Annotated in this window: 14 protein-coding genes; 8 read left to right on the plus strand and 6 right to left on the minus strand. The window is 63.1% G+C overall.

The annotated features are described in order from the left end of the window. The first annotated feature begins 49 nt into the window (after positions 1–49). From ACKLNI_RS20845 to ACKLNI_RS20865, 5 genes are read left to right on the plus strand one after another with little or no spacing between them, the layout of a single operon-like run. The gene (locus tag ACKLNI_RS20845) at positions 50–1,036 is read left to right on the plus strand and encodes an ABC transporter ATP-binding protein (protein WP_413721033.1); all 987 of its coding nucleotides are present in this window, start codon (positions 50–52) and stop codon (positions 1,034–1,036) included. A 24-nt stretch (positions 1,037–1,060) separates the two neighbouring features. Then, the gene (locus tag ACKLNI_RS20850) at positions 1,061–2,320 is read left to right on the plus strand and encodes an ABC transporter substrate-binding protein (RefSeq protein ID WP_413721034.1); all 1,260 of its coding nucleotides are present in this window, start codon (positions 1,061–1,063) and stop codon (positions 2,318–2,320) included. A gap of 55 nt (positions 2,321–2,375) precedes the next feature. Further along, entirely contained in the window at positions 2,376–3,239 is an 864-nt protein-coding gene (locus tag ACKLNI_RS20855; protein ID WP_413721035.1) for an ABC transporter permease, read from the plus strand. After that, positions 3,239–4,078, plus strand: coding sequence for an ABC transporter permease (locus ACKLNI_RS20860; protein ID WP_413721036.1), 840 nt, complete (start codon positions 3,239–3,241; stop codon positions 4,076–4,078). The genes ACKLNI_RS20855 and ACKLNI_RS20860 overlap by 1 nt, the downstream gene beginning before the upstream one ends. Continuing rightward, a complete protein-coding gene (locus ACKLNI_RS20865) occupies positions 4,075–4,725 on the plus strand; it encodes an aspartate/glutamate racemase family protein (RefSeq protein WP_413721037.1) in 651 nt (216 codons plus the stop codon). Before ACKLNI_RS20860 ends, ACKLNI_RS20865 begins: the two co-directional genes overlap by 4 nt. Positions 4,726–4,728: 3 nt before the next feature. Here ACKLNI_RS20865 and ACKLNI_RS20870 read toward each other — a convergent pair whose 3' ends face one another. The 5 genes from ACKLNI_RS20870 to ACKLNI_RS20890 all read right to left on the minus strand — a co-directional run bounded on the left by ACKLNI_RS20870 (position 4,729) and on the right by ACKLNI_RS20890 (position 10,776). Continuing rightward, positions 4,729–5,514 carry a coniferyl-alcohol dehydrogenase gene (locus tag ACKLNI_RS20870; RefSeq protein WP_413721038.1) on the minus strand — a complete coding sequence of 262 codons (786 nt, stop codon included), beginning with the start codon at positions 5,512–5,514 and terminating at the stop codon, positions 4,729–4,731. Between the two features lie 16 nt (positions 5,515–5,530). Further along, positions 5,531–7,093 (minus strand): FAD-dependent monooxygenase, encoded by a 1,563-nt coding sequence (locus tag ACKLNI_RS20875; protein WP_413721039.1) that lies wholly within the window; start codon positions 7,091–7,093, stop codon positions 5,531–5,533. Then, positions 7,090–7,863, minus strand: a complete 774-nt coding sequence (locus ACKLNI_RS20880; RefSeq protein WP_413721040.1) for an IclR family transcriptional regulator — start codon at positions 7,861–7,863, stop codon at positions 7,090–7,092. The genes ACKLNI_RS20875 and ACKLNI_RS20880 overlap by 4 nt, the downstream gene beginning before the upstream one ends. After that, positions 7,860–9,761 (minus strand): TRAP transporter permease, encoded by a 1,902-nt coding sequence (locus tag ACKLNI_RS20885; RefSeq protein WP_413721041.1) that lies wholly within the window; start codon positions 9,759–9,761, stop codon positions 7,860–7,862. The genes ACKLNI_RS20880 and ACKLNI_RS20885 overlap by 4 nt, the downstream gene beginning before the upstream one ends. 64 nt (positions 9,762–9,825) lie before the next feature. Beyond that, positions 9,826–10,776, minus strand: coding sequence for a TAXI family TRAP transporter solute-binding subunit (locus ACKLNI_RS20890; RefSeq protein ID WP_413721042.1), 951 nt, complete (start codon positions 10,774–10,776; stop codon positions 9,826–9,828). 110 nt (positions 10,777–10,886) lie between these two features. On the opposite strand from ACKLNI_RS20890, the gene ACKLNI_RS20895 reads away from it, so the two are divergent. The 3 genes from ACKLNI_RS20895 to ACKLNI_RS20905 are packed head-to-tail and all read left to right on the plus strand — an operon-like array spanning position 10,887 to position 14,137. After that, on the plus strand, positions 10,887–12,578 hold the full coding sequence (locus ACKLNI_RS20895) for a thiamine pyrophosphate-requiring protein (protein WP_413721043.1): 1,692 nt from the start codon (positions 10,887–10,889) through the stop codon (positions 12,576–12,578). Then, a complete protein-coding gene (locus ACKLNI_RS20900) occupies positions 12,578–13,318 on the plus strand; it encodes a sulfite exporter TauE/SafE family protein (RefSeq protein ID WP_413721044.1) in 741 nt (246 codons plus the stop codon). The genes ACKLNI_RS20895 and ACKLNI_RS20900 overlap by 1 nt, the downstream gene beginning before the upstream one ends. Before the next feature lie 24 nt (positions 13,319–13,342). After that, the gene (locus ACKLNI_RS20905) at positions 13,343–14,137 is read left to right on the plus strand and encodes a nitroreductase family protein (RefSeq protein ID WP_413721045.1); all 795 of its coding nucleotides are present in this window, start codon (positions 13,343–13,345) and stop codon (positions 14,135–14,137) included. A gap of 35 nt (positions 14,138–14,172) precedes the next feature. Here the strand turns inward: ACKLNI_RS20905 and ACKLNI_RS20910 are convergent, their stop codons facing one another. Then, positions 14,173–15,720, minus strand: a complete 1,548-nt coding sequence (locus ACKLNI_RS20910) for a flotillin family protein (protein WP_413721046.1) — start codon at positions 15,718–15,720, stop codon at positions 14,173–14,175. Positions 15,721–15,742: the final 22 nt, after the last annotated feature.

The following is a 15,742-nucleotide window of genomic DNA, read 5'->3' on the forward strand; positions in this document are numbered from 1 at the left end:
CTGATTGCGCCGGTCCCCGCTTTGGTGAAGCGCAAGCGATGGGGATTTCATGGACGCGGCTGGAAAAGAACTTGAACTGGTCTCGGTAACCAAGCGGTACGGATCGACCGTGGCCGTTGATGCCGTCAGCCATCATTTCAAGCCTAACACGTATGCATGTCTTCTGGGGCCGTCCGGTTGCGGCAAGTCATCGACGCTTCGGATGATCGCCGGGCACGAAAGTGTCAGCGAGGGCTCGATCCTGCTGGGTGGCAAGGACATCTCCGACCTGCCGCCTGCCAAGCGCGGCACGGCGATGATGTTCCAGAGCTATGCTTTGTTCCCGCATCTGAGCGTGGCCGAGAACGTGGCGTTCAGCCTGAAAATGAAGGGCGTGGACAAGGCCGAGCGGCTGAAGAAGGCGGGCGAGATGCTGGAACTGGTTGATCTCTCTGCCTTGGTGGATCGCCTGCCGGATCAGTTGTCGGGCGGGCAACAGCAGCGTGTCGCACTGGCCCGCGCCCTGATCACCCGGCCTCAGGTCCTGCTTCTGGACGAGCCGCTTTCGGCACTGGATCCGTTCCTGCGGATCCGGATGCGGGGCGAACTGAGAAAGCTTCAGCGCGAGTTGGGCATCAGTTTCCTTCACGTCACCCATGGACAGGACGAGGCGCTGGCGCTGGCGGACGAGATCGTGGTCATGAACAACGCCGTGATCGAGCAGGCGGGACCGGCGCGCGAGGTTTTCAACGCGCCGAAGACCGCGTTCGTCGCTCAGTTCATGGGCGGGCACAACGTGCTGGCCCTGCCGGATGGGCACTTCGCGATCCGTTCGGATGCCGTCCGTCTTGCGGCGCCGGGGGAAGGCCAGCTGGACGGCCAGATCACCGGCGTCGAGTACCAGGGAACGCATGTCTCCGTGAGCGCGAAAATCGCGGGTGATCAGGACGTGACGGCGCTGATGCCGGACTCCGCGTTCTTTGCAAATCCGAAAAACCCGGGCGACCCCGTCGGCCTGACCTGGGACAAAGACCAACTTCACCGACTGACGACTTAAACCATCCGACAAGGAGTAGAAACAATGGCGAAACTATCCCGTAGAAGCCTTCTGAAGACAGGCGCGGCGGCCGTTGGCGCAAGCACGCTTGGCGCGCCGATGATCTGGGCGCAGAACATCAAGGACGTCACGTTGCGCCAGTTCGGCACCGGCGTGTCGAACCTGAACGAAGTGGCCCAGAAGGTTAAGGAAGACCTGGGCTTCACGCTGGAGATGACGGCGCTCGATTCCGACAGCGTGACCCAGCGCGCCGCGACCCAGCCCGGCAGCTTTGACATCGCCGATATCGAGTACTGGATCTGCAAGAAGGTCTGGCCGACCGGCAACCTGCAGGCGATGGATACGTCGAAGATCAAGAATTACGACAAGATCGTCGGTATCTTCCGGAGCGGCAAGCTGACCCCGGAAAGCACGATCGCACAGGGCACTGCGCCGCACACCGTGGGCTTCACCTCCGGCCCGGAAGGCACTGATTTCGTTCAGGAAGAATCCGGTTGGATGACCCTGATCCCGACGATCTACAATGCCGACACCCTGGGCATCCGCCCCGACCTGATCGGCCGTCCGATCAACAACTGGTCCGAGCTTCTGAACCCCGAGTTCAAGGGCAAGGCCTCGATCCTCGACATCTCGTCGATCGGCATCATGGACATGGCGATGGTCGTTGAATCGATGGGCGAATACACCTATCCCGACAAGGGCAACATGACCCGCGAAGAGATCGATCTGACGATCGGCATCTTCACCGAAGCCAAGAAGAACGGCCAGTTCCGCGCCTTCTGGAAGTCGTTCGACGAGAGCGTCAACCTGATGGCGTCGGGCGAGGTCGTGATCCAGTCGATGTGGTCGCCGGCGATCACCGCGGTCAAGTCGCGCGGCATTCCTTGCGTCTACCAGCCGCTGGAAGAAGGCTATCGCAGTTGGGGCGGCGGCATCGGCCTGTCGGCCGCTCTGACCGGTCTGGAGCGCGATGCGGCTTACGAGTACATCAACTGGTATCTCGACGGTTGGGTCGGCGGCTTCCTGATGCGCCAAGGTTACTACTCGGCCGTGCCGGAGACCTCGAAGAACTACATGTCCGAGAACGAGTGGGGCTACTGGTTCGAGGGCAAGGAAGCGACCGACGTCATCACGTCGCCCTTCGGCGATCCGCTGGCCCAGGCCGGAGAGACCCGCGACGGTGGCAGCTTCTACGACCGCATGGGCGCCGTTGCCTGCTGGAACGCCGTCATGGACGAGAACCAGTACATGGTTCGCAAGTGGAACGAGTTCATCGCCGCCTAAGCGACACTCTCGGGGCGCGGTTTCCGCCGCGCCCCTTTCAGGACATGGGAACAACATGGACCGGATAGCGGGAAATCGGAAACTCAGCGGTCTGCTGATGGTGTCGCCACTGCTTGCGGTGTTTCTAGTGTTTCTGGTGCTTCCCATCGTGATGATCGTGGTCGTCAGCTTCTGGCGCGCGACCGAGTTCTCGATCATCCCCGACTTCGTCTGGGAGAATTACGAGTTCCTGTTCGGATCGGCCGTGACCTACCAGGTCTTCCTGAACACGTTCAAATACGCACTGATCACCTGGGTCTTTACCTTGGTGATCGGGTTCACGGTTGCCTATTTCCTTGCGTTCCACGTCCGCAGCCTGACGTGGCAGATTGCGCTCTTCCTCCTGTGCACGATCCCCTTCTGGACGTCGAACATCATTCGCATGATCTCGTGGATCCCGTTCCTTGGCCGGAACGGCATCGCCAATTCGACGCTGATCTCGTGGGGCGTGATCGACGAGCCATTGGAATGGCTTTTGTTCAGCGATTTCGCGGTGATCCTGGCCTTCGTGCATCTTTACACGCTGTTCATGGTTGTCCCGATCTTCAACACGATGATGCGCATCGACAAATCCCTGATCGAGGCGGCGCGGGACGCGGGTGCGAACGGCGCGCAGATCCTATGGAACGTCGTCATCCCGCTGACCAAGCCCGGTATCATGATCGGAACGATCTTCGTCGTCACGCTGGTTATGGGCGATTTCATCACCGTGCGGTTCATGTCCGGATCGCAGTCGGCCAATGTGGGGCGCCTGATTTCGAACGATATCGCGCTGCTGCAGTACCCCTCTGCCAGCGCCACGGCGGTGATCCTTCTGATCACCGTGCTGATGGTGATCGGCATCCTCTTGCGCTTCGTCGACATTAGGAAGGAACTCTGATGGAACCGCGTCCCAGGTCTTTTTATATCCTGTCGGCCTTCTTCGCGCTGTTCCTGCTGTTTCTTTACGGTCCGACGATCACCATCGCGATCCTGTCGTTTCAGGGGCCGGGCGGCGGTCTGACCTTCCCGATGAACGGTGTGTCGCTGCACTGGTTCCGCGACCTGTTCGAGCAACAGGCGGTGGGCGATATCTGGGGCAGTTTCCGGCGCAGCTTCGCTCTGGGCCTGATGGTGATGGTCACGACAGTCGTGGTCTCGGTCATGGGCGGGCTCGCGTTCCGCAAGCGCTTTCCCGGTTCGACCATCGTTTTCTACCTTATCATCACCTCCTTGGTGATCCCGTCGATCCTGATCTCGCTGGGTGTCGGTTTGCTGTTCAGCCAGTCGGGGCTGGATGTGCATTGGTCGACCTCGGCCTTCGGGGCGCAGCTGACCTGGACGCTGCCCTTCGGCCTTCTGATCATGTTCGCGGTCTTCAACCGGTTCGATAAAAGCTACGAGGAGGCCGCGCGCGATCTTGGCGCGACACCTTGGCAGACGTTGCGCCACGTGGTCCTGCCGATCATCGGGCCATCGCTGATCGGCGTGGCGCTGTTCGGTTTCACGCTGAGCTATGATGAATTTGCCCGCACGCTGCTAACTGCGGGGAGCTATAACACGCTGCCGCTGGAAATCTTCGGCATGACGACCAACGTCACGACACCGGTGCTTTATGCCCTGGGAACGCTGACGACGGCCTTTTCCTTCCTGATCATCGCGGTCTTCCTGCTGCTGGCATGGGGCAGTTCGCGGCGCAAGGCAAAGGCCGGCTCTGACGCGGGCAAGGGCATGGTATGATCGTTCTGATCAACCCCAATTCGACCGAAACGATGACGGAAGCCATGCGCATGACCGCGCAGGCCGCGGTTCCGGACATCAGGATCGAGGGCTGGACCTCCCACGATGGGCCCCCGGCGATTCAGGGCCGGGAGGACGGCGACGCGGCGGTTCCACCTTTGCTGAAACTGGTGAGCACGGCTTCTAAGCAGGGGGCAGCCGCCATCATCATCGGGTGCTTCGACGACACCGGTCTGGAGCAGGCACGCGACCTGGCCGACTGTCCCGTGATCGGCATCGGGCAGGCTGGATATCACATGGCGGCGCTTCTGGGGCGGCGCTTTTCGGTTGTCACGACGCTGGCGGTTTCGGTTCCGATCCTGGAGGAAAACGTGCGGGCCTACGGGCTCGAGCGCAGCCTTGGCCGAGTGCGCGCCAGCGGCGTGCCGGTTCTGGAACTGGAGCGGGAACCCCAGTCGGCCATGCAGCGGGTGATCGAAGAGATTGTGCGGGCCGAGAACGAAGACAACGTGGACAGCGTCGTTCTTGGCTGTGGCGGCATGGTTCATCTGCCTCAGCTTGTCCTTGAGCGCACCGGGCTGCTCCCGATCGATGGCGTTCGCGCCGCTGCGCTGGCCGCGCGCTGCGTTACCGAGCCTCGCCGCTGACGCCTAGCCGGCGGTAACGGACAACGCGCGGGCGTCGAGCGTGGCGGTCAGGCCTCCATCGCATTCGATATTGCATCCCGAGACCCAAGACGCCTCATCTGACGCGAGGAACAGGATCACCTCGGCAATCTCCTCAGGACGTCCAGCGCGTCCGGCGATCGCGACGCCGCGGCTGGCGCGTTCGCCGAACGCTTCCATGAAATCGCCGAGGATCGGAGTGTCGACAGCGGCCGGGCTGACGGCGTTGATGCGGATGGAGCGCGCGCGCAATTCATCGACCATCGCCTTGGTCCAGACCACGACCGCTTCCTTGGAGAGATCATAGGCCCGGACCGGGTCGATGGTTTCTTCGGTGACGAACCGGTCGAGCATCTGCGGACCAAGTACGAGAAGGCGTTTCACCTGTTCGGCGTTTTCGCGCCATTTCGCGCCGGCCTTCGACGCCATGTTCACGATTGCGCCGCCGTCTGCGATTCGTGGCAGGGCGTGCCGCGTCAGGGTACGAAGGCCGAAGACGTTTACCCGGAGAAGCTCTGCTTCCCGCCCGGGGCGCGGTGGCAGGCCCGCGGCGTTCACCAGCGCATGGATTTGATCCGGAAGTCGGAGGCCTTTTATCGAACCCAGATCGCTCAGGTCCGCCTTTACCCAATCGAGCGAACCGTCGTCGGGATCGGTTCGGTCGACGATCGTGACCTTCGCTCCGAGCTTCGCGAATTTTCCCGCTGTCGCTTTGCCAATGCCAGAGGCGCCACCGGTGATCACGATGTTGCGGCCATTCCAGTCCGTCATCTTCCTGTCTTTCCCATCAGGAGCCGAGAGCCGCCCGGAGAATCCGGTCGGCGTCCGCATCGTTGTCACCGGTCCAGGCGACATAGCGGTCCGGCCGTACAAGAATCACCTCACGACCCCAACACTGGTGCCAGTCTGCCATCGATGCCGGGGCGGACAGTGGAACGCCAAGGCTCTTGGCCGCCTTGGTAAAGCCCGCGGCACGCTCCGGGCGGGCGGCCAGCACGGTAAACTCTGGTCCAATCGCCTTGCCGGCTTCGCGTCCATCGGGGCCGGGCGGCGGCAAAAGGTGCCCGGGCCGGGCCGCGAAACTGTGGGAACCCCGCGCGCTGGGCATGCCCTTGCTCTGTGGTATGATCGGCGATCCTTCATAGTTCGGTTCGAAGGCCAGAACCTCGTCGGCATCGAGGTTCCGCGAGAACCAGGCTTTCTCGAAGTCGTCCTTGTCCCGTACCGGGTCGTGTGCCGCAAGGAATGCCCGGTCGTCCTCGATGTAGCGTTCTATGAAGTCGCGGGCGGTCGAGGCGAAGACCGGGCGGCGCTCTGCATCGTAGCTGTCCAGCAAACCATCGCCGCCCCAGCCCTGCAGAACGGCGGCCAGTTTCCAGCCAAGGTTGCGGACGTCCTCGAACCCTGTGTTGATCCCGTAGCCGCCGTAAGGCGGGTGGCTGTGCGCGGCATCGCCCGCGATGAAAACCGGTCCCTTTCGATAGGTCCTCGCCATCGAGACGCGCAGGTCCCAGAGCCCGATATGGTCGATTTCAAGATCGAATTTCTGGCCCACCGCTTTGTGCAGCAGTGCCTCGAAGTCAAAGTTCTCCCGAGTCGTGCCGGGCGGAAGAGGGGCGTGGAAAAACCAGGACAGCCCATGGTCGACGCGTCCGAAGAACAGCCAGTAGCCTTCGTACTCCGGGTTCAGAACGCAGTAGAACGCCTTGCCGGGATAGCGTTTCAATAGTTCGTGCAGTTCTTCCGAGCGGAACACGAGGAGGGCCATCAACTTGTTGTGGTCGGACAGATGCTCGCCGATGCCGGCTGCGTCGCGCACCATGGAGCGGCTGCCATCCGTGCCGACAAGGAAGCGGGCTTCGAGTGTCTCGGACTGGCCCGTCTCGCGGTTCGCGATTGTCAGTCGTGCGCCGTCCTCGCCGGCATCCAGCGCGTCACCGGCCCAGCCGTAGCGGATCGTGACCGATTGCAACTCGGCGGCCCGCGCGCGCAGAACCCGTTCGGTGGCGTATTGGGGCAGGCGGGCATTGGCGGCGAAGTAGTAGTCCTTAACCTTCGCCCGGTTCAGCCAGTCGTAGGTGTATTCGGACAGAAGGGTGCCGTGGCTGGTCATGCCCCCGATGCCGCCGCCTTCGGGGATAGGATGGGCGGCGCGGACTTCGTCCTCACAGTGCCATGCCCGGAAATGCTCGCATGTGCGCTGTGTCAGGTTCTGCCCCTTCGGGATGGGGTGCATGTCACGGTTTCGTTCGACCACGCATGTCCTGATGCCGCGCTGGCCAAGCTCGATGGCGAGCCCCATTCCAACAGGACCGCCGCCATTGATGAGCACGTCGTAGCGTTCCGTCATGCGATCTGCCTTTTCGTTTCGGGATCGAGCCGTCCCGAGATTTCGAGTGAAGTTGTCAGTATGGCGTCCTTGATCACCAATAGCTCGCTGTCATCCGTCCCGCGCGCCTCCTTCGACAGGCATATCGCGCCGATCGGACTCGCATCGGGAGCGAGGATTGGCGATGCGATGCCGATCAGGCCCGGGGTCACTTCGCCCCATGCCATGGCAACGCCTTCGCGGCGAACCTGTTTGAGTTCGTTCAATACCGCCTCGCGGGTCGTTCCGATGCCAAGCGTGGTGAACTCGTCAAGGTATTCCTCGATCAATGCGTTTCTCTCGCGCGAGGGCAGGAACGCCGCGATCGCGCGGCTGATCGCACCGCGGCCAAGCGGCATGGGGCGGCCGCGGGGATAGCTGGAACGCGGTTCGTGCGAGTGATCCTCGGACGCTACGCACAGCAGTTTGCGGCGATACCAGCGGACGACGAACACGGCCGCGCCGTGCCGTCGTGCAAGCCGGTCGAGGTGCGGACGGCTTTCCGCGATCAGCGGATCAGAGCGGCGCATCAGGAAGTCCAGCTCGGTCACCCTGGGGCCCAGCGTGTAGCCATAGTTCGGAAGCGAAGCCAGAAAGCCCGCATCCTTCAGCGTCTTGAGATACCGGTAGAGCGTGGGGCGCGAGTAACCGAGGGCCTCCATCATCTGTTCGGTCGTCCAGTTCGGGCAGTCCTCGGAAAAGAGATCGAGGATCGCCAGAATCCGCTCGCCGGAGCCAGAAACCGAGGTCATTGGCTGGCCTCCGTCATGGGATCGGGATTGCGCCGCAACAGTTCGGACACGATCAGGAGCATGCCCATGACGATGCCGATCACGTCCGTCAGAAGCGCGCCTTCGAAGGCGCCTTCGGGGACAAGCGCCATGAGTCCGGCGACGCCGAAGAGCGTGCGCTTGAAGCGGGAGAGGCGACCGCGGAAGAAACCTGCCAGCGAGGCCGATATCAGCCAGACGCCAAGCGCGGCCGTGAGCGCGGCGAAAAGGACGGCGCCCGGATCGCCGATCAGGATCAGAGTGGGGCTGAAGGCGAACAGGACGGGGATCACGTAGGCGGCCCAGCCAAAGCGCATCGCGGCCCAGCCGGTGGCCATGGCCGGCGCCTTGGCGATGGCGGCGGCGGCGAATGCCGCCAGCGCGATGGGGGGCGTGATCATCGACATCATGCCGAAATAGAGGACGTAGAGATGGGCAGCGATGGGTTCGATCCCGACTTCGATCAGGGCAGGGGCCACGAGGGCTGCCAGAAGGACATACACGCCAAGCGTCGGCAGCCCCATTCCGAGGATGATGCAGACGATGGCAGAGAGCAGGAGGAGAAGGATCGCGCTGCCGCCTCCGATCTGGACCAGCGCGTAGGTCAGATTGAAGCTGAGGCCGGTGATGTTCAGAACCGCGATCACGATGCCGGAGGCGGCAGAGATCAGCAGGATCTCCACGACCGAATAGCCGGTCCTTGCGATGCTGCCGAGGAGCGCGCGTACTCCTGGCCGGATGCCGCCATATCCGAAGACGAGGGCGGTCGCGCACAGCGCCAGCGCCGACCAGAGAGCGGCGCGTTCCGGCTGGTAGCGTTGCCAGAACAGGAGATAGATCAGAACCGCGAAGGCCAGCACGAAGTGCAGGCCGACGGCGACCATCTGGCCCCTTGGAATCTGCGAAGCCGGTATCCTGCGAATACCCAGCTTGGCCGCTTCCAGATCGGCCTGGATGAAGAGCGCCACGTAATACAGGATCGCGGGCAGAAGGGCCGCCATGACGATCTCGCTGTAGGGAACCGCCAAGAACTCAGCCATCAGGAAGGCGGCGGCGCCCATGACAGGCGGCATCAGCTGCCCTCCGGTCGACGCGACGGCCTCGATCGCGCCGGCCTTGTGGGCCGGATATCCGTCTTTCTTGATCATCGGAATGGTCACGACGCCGGTGCCGACCACGTTGGCCACGGCAGAGCCGGAGATCGAACCGAAGAGCCCGGAGGCAAGAACGGCGATCTTCATCGAGCCGCCGCGGAAGCGGCCCATCAGGATCATCGCGGCGTCGGTGAAGAACTGTGAGCCGCCGGTGATGCCGAGAAGCACGCCAAAGAGGATAAAAGCGATGACAACGGTTGAGGCGACCGACATTGGAAGGCCAAGAATGCCGTTCGAGTCGACCGCGATATAGCCGGCCAGCAACTGCCAGTTCTGTGGGCGACCTTGAAGGCGGCCCGGGATCATGTCGCCGATCAGAGCGTAGAGAATGAACGCCGCGATGATCAGGACAAGCGCCCAGCCCGTGGAGCGGCGAAGCGCTTCGAGTGTCAGGAGAATGATGATCAGTCCGGTGATCCAGAGTTCCGGCGGACGGGTGAAGATCTGCAGCACAAGGGTGGGGTAGGCGATCGCCACATAACCGACCGCCAGCATCGAGACGGCGGCCAGCGCCACGTCGTGAAGGGGAACCGCCTGCCGCTCGGTGCCGCGGCGCGCGGGCATCGTCAGGTAGGCGATCGGAAGCGTGAAGAACAGGACGGCGGCAAAGAACTGTTGCGGGTAGAGGTCCAGCCCGAGACGGCGCTGAAAGGACATTGCCCACCCGATGGCGGTCAGCACGAGGCAGGCGGCAAGGATATCCGCCACCGGCTTCGCGGTTTTCATTGGTATTGCCGTCATATGCGCCGCTTTGCTGAGGGGCGGGCCTGAGAGGCCCGCCCTGTCCGGGTCAGTTCAGTCCGACTTCTTCGAAAAACTTGAGTGCGCCGGGGTGGTACTCTGCGATACCCGGATCGCCTTTCATGTTTTCCGGCCGGAACGCGCGCATGGGCGGGAAGGTCTCGCCCATGACGGCGGCCTGTTCGTACATGGCCTTGGCCATGGCGTAGACCTGGTCATCAGGAACGCCCGCGTGGGTGAAGATGACCTGCGGGAAGGCGATGTAGACGCCGTCTTCCAGAACGCCCGGCATAGAGCCGGCTTTCAGAGTGGTGAAGAAGGCCGTCGGCCAGTGCTCCCGCGCCGCGGCCAGTGCCGCTTCGCTGTCGTCCTCGACGGTCAGCGCGCGCAGGCCGCCGACGGCCGCGTCGGCTTCGCGCACCTTGCCCGCGCCATGAGCGAAGATGAAGCCCACCGTGTCACCAGCCATGAAGGCGTCGGCCCCAGCAACCACCGAGGCAACCGAGACCTTTTCGACGTCGTCACGGGTCATGCCTGCCGTGGCATAAAAGGCGGAGAGCTGCGGCAGGATGGTGTTCTGCGCGGTATAGCCGTCGGTCATCGGCTGTCCCTTCAGGTCGGAGACCTTCATGATGCCGCTGTCGGCGCGCACGAAGATAGCCTCGACCAGCGGCTGAAGATGCGCCACGACGCGAAGGTTCGGGTTCTGGTTCCCGTTCCACCAGGCTTCGCCGGTGATGGCGTAGTTGACTTCCTGAAGGTTGGCGACGCCGAATTCGATCCCCCCCTGGTTCAGGAACGGAATGAACTGGTTCGGGCTGGTCGCCGGCTGGATCGTGGTGTTCAGTCCGTTCGCGTTGGCCGCGTTGGCGACCGCGGTGCCGATGTTGTGGAACAGTGATCCGGGGTTCGAAGTTGCGATACCGACATTCTGCGCCGATGCGGCGCTGGCTGTGATCAGGCCAACGGCGACGGCCGCGGCGGTTAGAAGCGATTTCATTTTGGTCCTCCCAGTTGATCCTCTTTTGGGCTCGAATCCCAATTATTGAGAATGAATTGACTTTATGCGGGGCGGGAAGAATATCAAGCGTGACGGATCGGGAGAGTGAAATGGTGTCGGAAACGCATGGACCGGAGACCGGAGGCGAAGCGCTTTTGACCGCCCTTGCAGGCGTGGGAATCGAGTATCTCTTCGCCAATGCGGGAACGGACTTTCCCCCAATTATCGAAGGGCTTGCGCGACTTCCTGCAAGCCAGGTTCCGGTTCCCGTGACGGTCCCCCACGAGACAGCCGGCGTGGCCATGGCGCATGGCTTCTGGCTTGCGACGGGGCGGCCTCAGGCCGTGATGATGCATGTGAATGTCGGGCTGGCCAACGCGGTGATGGGCGTGATCAACGCTGCGTCTGACGACGTGCCGATCCTGGTCATGTCGGGCAGGACGCCTTTGACCGAGACCGGACGAAAGGGGGGGCGGATGACGCCGATCCAGTACGGTCAGGAAATGTATGACCAGACGGGGCTGGTGCGGGGATTGGTGAAGTTCGACTATGAAATTCGTTATCCCGAGCAATGCGACAGCGTGGTGAAGCGCGCGGCCAGTCTTATGGCGAGCGCGCCGCAGGGGCCGGTCTACCTGTCTCTGCCGAAGGAGCCCTTGAGTGAGCCCCTCCCGCAGGCCTTCAGACCGGCACCCGTGGCACCGGCGGCGTCGCCCGCCGCACCCGACTCCGAAGCCGTTGCGCGGCTTGCCGCATGGATCGCCGCTGCGGAGGCGCCGGTCGTTCTGTGCCAGCGTGGTGATCCCGAGGGACGAGTGGGGGCGCTGTTGTCGGAAGTCGCGGCCCGGTTCGGATTGGCTGTCGCCGAACCGTTCAGCATCCGGAACGTTCTTGCCACAAGCGACCCTGCACTGGTCGGATACGATCCGAAGGCGGCGATGGACGGCGCAGACCTTGTCGTTGTTCTCGACAGCGGCGTGCCCTGGATAGAGGCGGGGTCGCCACCGCCGGAGACGGCGAAGATCGTTCATGTCGGTCACGATCCGCTGTTCCGGCGCATGCCCGTCCGGGGATACCGCGCCGATCTCGCGATCGCTGCGGATCCGGTCAAGCTGCTGGAAGAACTCGGGAAACAGCGTATCGGTGGGAATTCGGAGCGGCGAGCGGACTGGGTCGCGCGCAAGCGGGACGCGTATCTGTCAGCGCGTGGGACCGGTATCGAGAGCGGCGGGCCGATGTCGGCAAGCTGGATGAGCCGCTGTATTTCGGACATCATGGACGAGCGCGCGGTGGCGTTCACCGAATTGGGCCTGCTTCTGCCCGATATGGATTTGGAGGGGCCGAACCGCGTCTTCTCGAATGTGCATGCAGGAGGACTGGGATGGGCGATGCCAGCTGCACTGGGCGCGCAACTTGCCGACCGCGACCGGCTTGTGATCGCGTGTATGGGCGATGGTAGCTACATGTTCGCGAACCCGGTCGCATGTCATCAGATTGCGGAGGCACTGGAACTGCCGATCCTGACGGTGATCAAGAACAACGGAATGTGGAATGCTGTGCGGCGGTCGGTGGTCAAAGGCTATCCAAAGGGCGCGGCAGCGCGGATGAACGAGGTGCCGCTGACATCATTGAAACCGGTTCCGGACTTCGCCACGGTTGCCCGTGCCAGCCGGGCGCATTCCGAGAAAGTCGAGCGGGCCGAGGACTTGCCGGCGGCGCTTGAACGCGCGGTCAAGGTTATCCGCTCCGAGCGTCGCCAGGTGCTTCTCGATCTGGACGTCGCCGCGACGGATGCGTTCTGATGGAGTATTGGCCGTATCTCATTGCTGCGCTGGGCATCGCCGGTGGCGGCTTTCTGAAGGGCGCGACAGGCGTAGGCGCTCCGGTCGTCGGCGTTCCGATCCTTGCGATGGTGTTCGACCTGCCGAAGGCGGTTGCGATCTTCTCGGTCATCAACCTTCTGTCGAACATCTGGCAGTCATGGGCCTATCGGAAGGATGCGACGGACCTTCGGTTCGTCTGGATGTTCGCGGCAGCCGGTGGCGCGGGCGCTATGGTTGGCTCGGTCCTTCTGGCCTTGCTGCCGACCGAAGTGCTGATGGCGACGCTCGCGGGGGTGGTGGCGGCCTATATCATTCTTCGTCTCGCGCGACCTCATTGGCAGTTGCCGAGAGAGACGGCGCGCCGGATCGGCCCATCGGTCGGTTTCTTCGGCGGGTTGATGCAGGGGGCGGGCGGCATCTCGGCACCTGTCAGCGTGACGTTCCTCAATGCGATGCGCCTGGGACGGGCCGAGTTCATTGGCACGATCTCGGTCTTTTTCCTGTCGATGTCCGCGTTCCAGATTCCCGTGCTTGTTGGATTTGGAATCCTGACATTGGAACGTGCGGGGCTTGCGATCCTGTCGCTCGCTCCCCTGTTCGCAGGGGTGGCGGTGGGCGCCTGGGCGGCGCGGCGCCTGTCGAAAGAGGCTTTCGACAAGGTGATCCTTGTGCTCCTCGCGGTGATTGCCGTGAAACTGCTTTGGGATGCCGTGCTATAGTGGCGCATGAAAGGGAGGGATGACATGACCGAGACAACCCCAGCCGTGGACCTCGCCGAAGCGGAAGCCGAGGTCGATCTGCCCGAGATCGGGGACCGCACGCGCTATGACGCGCTGATGCAGGTGATCCGCAACCGCGTGACGGTGCGCAAGTTCGATCCGGATTACGTCGTGCCGGAGGAGCATTTCGAGCTGATCATCGAGGCCGCGCGGCACGGGCCTTCGGGCGCCAATTCGCAGCCGTGGCAGTTCATCGTGGTTCGTGAGGCAGAGACCAAGCAGAAGATCGCGGACTATTTCGTGGCCGAGCAGCGTTTCCGGGCCAAGGCGAAGATGAAGTTCCCGACGCCGGATTACCGGGGTCTGGCGACCGCGCCGGGTTTCGTCGTGGTCTGCTCGGACATGCGTTGGACCAATGCCTTCCCGGTACTGAACGACGGCTCCGACCTGGATCGCATGTACCATGAGAATGCGGAACGTATCCTGCTGCAATCGGTAGCGGCGGCCACGATGTCTGCGCATCTGGCCGCGGCGGCGCTGGGCTACAACGTCTGGTGGGTGACCGCCATCGGGCAGGAAGAGGCACAGAACGCCATGCGTCCGCTTCTGGGTATTCCGGATGAGATCTCGGTGCTGGACATCTTCCTCTTCGGCCCCGCAGCGGCAAAACCCTACAAGCGCTGGCGCCGGCCGCAGGCGGAAATCCTCCATTGGGACGGCTACAACCGGGATCACTTCATGTCGGATGAGGAACTGTCCGACTGGATCAAGACGCGCCGGCACAGGGTGATGTACAAGGACGCCACCAATGTCGACTGACCCGCATTTGCCCGCGGGCCAGTCACAAGCCCGGTTCAGCCCTTCTTGTCGTCGGGCAGGACGCCGTCGAGGTTGACTCCGATCTGGTCGCCGATCTTCTTCATGGCGGGCAGCGCGACCGCCATGTCTAGGATCGACTCGATGGTCTGACCAACGGGCGAGGGCGCGCCGCCGCCGCCGGAGCGGTCGAGTCCCGAGATGTGATTGATGTTGATCCCCTTGATCTTCTCGGCGGGTTTGACGACTTCGCTGAGGATCGCCGGCAGCTTTTCAAGCCGGATGCGTTCCGCCTCAAGCGCCATGGCCGCGTCCGAGCGGCCGTTCTCGGCCTTGATCCGCGCCGCTTCGGCCTCGGCTTCGGCCAGCTTGTAGATCTTGAGTGACGCGGCTTCCTCGCGCCGGATCACGCCTTTCACCTTGGCGACCTCCTGATCGGCGTCGGCTGTAATGCGGGCGCGGGTCGCGTTAGCTTCGGCGTCCTGTCGTGCTGCGAGCAGCGCCAGGTCCTTGCGCCGCTCGGCTTCGGCCATTTCCTTCAGCGTGCGGATGTCTTCCTCGGCCTTGATCAGCGCGGTTCGGGCAACCGTCGCCTCGGCACGGGCCTTGCTTTCCTCCTGGCTTTTCGCCGCGATCTGGATTGTCTTGTCCTGCTCGGCCATTTCCAGAGCGCGGAGCTGCGCGATCTCGGCTTCGCGGACCTGAAGCTCGCGCTGGATCGAGGCGGACTGAATTTCCTGCTCCATCCGGATGCGCGCCTGCGCCGCTTCGCGTTCAGCTTCTGCCTTGCGGCGGGCGACCTCGGTCAGCTGAGCGGCCAGAAGCGTCTCGATCTCCTGGGTCTGCGCGATCTCGGCGCGGCGTTCCTCAAGTTCGATCTGGAGCCGGCGCTGACTGGCCTCGACCTCGGCCCGGCGGACGGCAACGGCGGTGTCGCCCTCGATCTCGGCGCGCTCGCGCTTTGACTTGGCGATGACCTCTGCCAGTTTTCTCATGCCGACGGCGTTGAAGGCGTTGTTCTCGTCCAGCGCGGCGAAGGGCGTCTGGTCCAGCGCGGTCAGCGAGACGCTGTCGAGCTGAAGCCCGTACTTGGTCAGCGTGTCGGCCAGCGCGCTATGCACCTGGCGGACGAATTCCGACCGGTTCTCGTGCAGCTCGTCCATCGTCATCTGCGCCGCGACGCTGCGGAGCGCATCGACCATCATGCCCTCGATCAGGGATTTCAGCTGGTCCGGCTGGAAGGTCCTGCGGCCCAAAGTCTGCGCCGCGCGGGTGATCGCAGCCTCGTCGGGCACGACCGAGGCGTAGAACTCCGCACCGACGTCGATGCGCATCCGATCCTTGGTGATCAGCGACTGATCGCCGGTGCGCGAGACGTCCATTCGGATCGTCTGCATGTTGACCCGGCTGATCTCGTGAAAGAACGGGATCGCAAGCGTACCGCCGTCGATGATGACCTTGCGGCCGCCGATACCGGTGCGCACGAGGCTGACCTCGTTGGTAGCGCGTTCGTAGAACCACGCCGCCAGTGCGACGATAATCGCAACGGCGACGACGATCAGGATGATCCATCCGAGAGCGTTCATGGTCTTTCCTCCCTTGTGCCGA

The organism is Silicimonas lutimaris (genome assembly GCF_047314965.1).
Lineage (GTDB): Bacteria > Pseudomonadota > Alphaproteobacteria > Rhodobacterales > Rhodobacteraceae > JAVJUV01.